This window comes from Burkholderia sp. RF4-BP95, from assembly GCF_001521985.1.
Classification (GTDB): domain Bacteria; phylum Pseudomonadota; class Gammaproteobacteria; order Burkholderiales; family Burkholderiaceae; genus Burkholderia; species Burkholderia diffusa.
Window position 1 is genome coordinate 1 of record NZ_LOSX01000077.1, and the last position, 2,798, is coordinate 2,798.

1 protein-coding gene and 2 pseudogenes are annotated in these 2,798 nt (G+C 54.7%); 2 read left to right on the forward strand and 1 reads right to left on the reverse strand.

The features are described 5' to 3' along the window. Window positions 1-719: 719 nt before the first annotated feature. Window positions 720-1,298 carry a hypothetical protein gene (locus WS46_RS35655; protein ID WP_156437083.1) on the reverse strand — a complete coding sequence of 193 codons (579 nt, stop codon included), beginning with the start codon at window positions 1,296-1,298 and terminating at the stop codon, window positions 720-722. A 594-nt stretch (window positions 1,299-1,892) separates the two neighbouring features. On the opposite strand from WS46_RS35655, the pseudogene WS46_RS34565 reads away from it, so the two are divergent. Together WS46_RS34565 and WS46_RS36255 are read left to right on the forward strand one after the other, a co-directional pair. Beyond that, window positions 1,893-2,132 (forward strand): annotated as a pseudogene (locus WS46_RS34565) (DUF4158 domain-containing protein); the annotation flags it as partial. A 90-nt stretch (window positions 2,133-2,222) separates the two neighbouring features. After that, window positions 2,223-2,434: pseudogene (locus WS46_RS36255) on the forward strand (IS5/IS1182 family transposase); the annotation flags it as partial. Window positions 2,435-2,798 lie beyond the last annotated feature (364 nt).

The following is a 2,798-nucleotide window of genomic DNA, read 5'->3' on the forward strand; positions in this document are numbered from 1 at the left end:
GGAGTGGTGCATGAGTACCCGGATTTTTCTGGGTTGATTGGCCTGGGCAAGGAAGGGCAACGGCCTACCATTCCATCTCCAGGAACACGCAGGGCATCTCCTCGCGGTCATCGACGGCGCTGATCGCGCGACGCAGGGCCGCGGGTGACAAGAGCCGATCCACAATGGATGTGGCCCTCCGGATGCGTTCCACGGGCCGCGCCGCACCGAGATGCGTGAGGCGAGGGCACGTGGTCGGCGGGAAGGTCGCGCCCCCGATGTCCCGGACGGGGAGCGCCATGCAGGACAAGCTGCGAGCGGGGAAAGCAACCGCTCATAAGTCATGATGGCGCATGGGGCGTGTCGCCATAAGCCGGAAACTGATGAAGCGCAATCAGAATCGACTGATTTTAAGTGGCGAAGATCCGGCCTTGCTTGCGCATTGGAACCGGATATTTCTTATTGCAATTTAGGCTGGCGGTGACTCGGCTTGGGATGGGCCCGATGTTGGGTGGCCGATATTTCATAATAAAAATCAGAAATGCATGATATTTAATCAAACTGCATAGCGGATGGGTTTATGCATGAAATAGCGAGCGACGCGCTGTGGTGATTTCTGTAAACGACACAGATGGCTGATGACCGCGTTCTTGAACTGGTCTTTGGTCCGCGCCGGAGCTTGCTTCGGCACTTTCGCCTTCATTCCTGTCGTGCCATGGGAATCGAGCGATGTTGCCGAATCATTTGGATTTCATTAACCAACGTCTTCCATCCCAGTCAATCGGATAGCCTACCCCATCGGGTGATACTCGATGGAATGCCTCATATCGCACGGCGCCTCCGTCTCTGACGGCGCGTACTGGAACGAGTTGCCCAAAGAGTTCTGCCACCCAATGATGGATATTGTCGCCATGCGTATTGGCGCCGCGCCGCTTGACCGCATATAATCTCCCGGCACAAGCCTCAGGCGGAAAGTCCGCGACTTCGACATATTCGAAGTCAAGATCGAGTGGAACTGCCAAGCGATTGATCGCGTCGATGGCCAAGCTTGAAAATGCAGGGTTTCCGTCTTTCGAGAAAAAATGCCATGTCTTGGATAGTAGTTCCAGATAGACGGGATGTCGTTTCACATCACCGGAACGGCTCTCGATCAATATTTCAAATTGACTGGCATGCCGATCAAAGGCTACTTCATACCATCGCCCTTCGATGAGCGCGAAGCTCTTCCCCGATCTGACTTCAACCGGATATTCACCTGGACGGTAAGTATTGTATTTACTAAAATGATTCAATACTCCGGATTTTTTATCTGGACCCATACATACCCCCATTTAATACATGCTTTTTATGGCGTGAAAATTTGGATGCCTATACGTCAGAATTCTGCTTTATTTGGTAGATTTCGGGGCAAATTCTCGACAAATGGCGAAGTCGGCTTTTTGAGGATGAAGCTGATATCGAAACACTTACAAAGTCTTCACTATGCACCTTCTTGATAATCGTCAGAAGGTGTGCGATAAAATCGCTTCATCGAGCATGGCCCCAAACTGTCTCACGGAATACTCTGCCTGATTGAGAAGGGGAACGTGATTGCAAGCATGCCTCCTTCTTCTCGAACTTTGTCCGCCAAGCCAGTGGTGGGCAGTCAGCCTTAGGTGACGCGATTCTTTGACTGCGACAGGCATCTAATTTTACTATTGAAGATGGGGTCACATTTATAGAAATCGCTCTCGTGGATTTTTGCGATGAGGTTGGCGTTCGTCGAGCATCGCCAATGGCGCCCATTCGATCGCAAGGCTGTTTTTCTGCTGCAGTTCTTTTACCACTGGCTCAAGATGCGGCGGCGTAGCTGGCCGGAGTCCTTCACGCAGCGATCCGGCGCTCTCACAGCTTGGCAAAACTCACCATAAGGGATGACTGGGCGCACGCTCGATGCTTACAAACAGGTTCCCAAACGTCTGTGGCAGCATCTCGGCGAGCAGCTCGGCATCGACCCGCCCGACCTCGGCACGCTGCGCGTACTGTACGACGACCGAACCGACACGCTTGCCGACCACCAGAAGCTTGCCTACGAAACGCTCGGATTCCAGCCGATGGCCGAGCACCAGCGGCACTATGTCGTTCGCTGGCTGAAAGAACGACTGTCGGGACGACAGGATCGCAGCACCGCGCTACTTGATCTCAAGCAGTGGCTGTACGAGTACCGGGTCCTGATTGTCCACGACCGTGCGCTGCGACAACTAATGATGATCGCGCTCGAGCGAACCAAGGCGCAAATCCGCGCGCGAGTCTCATGTCGTCACGTCAAGAACCTGTTTCGTCATCGCGCAAGGTGCGCTACAAGGGGCTGCTCAAGAACACGGCGCAACTGTTCAGTCTGTTCGCTTTGGCGAATCTGGTGATCGCGCGAAACCGGCTGCGGTCGATTCATGGGACAAGTCCGTCATGCGTGTGAGAAATGCGAGAAACAAGGCGCATCTTAGGTTCAAACTTCTCCGAATGGGCGGCGCTTCGCTTCGGTATTCGGCCATTCCCCGCCCACGTCGCCGACCACCTCGCGCGATCGCATATTAACCAGTGCTTCCCTAGTTTCAAGTGCAACACTTGGAATGAGGTAGTCGGCCCTGAATAATCCGGAACTGCTTAACGCGGCAAGTCCGCTTTACACGATCTTGCTTGCCACGACACTGCCGAGGTCGCTCTGCTGGCCCACCAGCGCCCGAACGACTGCCAGCATGTCTTCAGATGCCGGCACGATGGGCCGTGCCAACTCGGTTCCGGTGCCGCCCGTTGCCCGATGCGCGGCGCCAGCTGCCGCC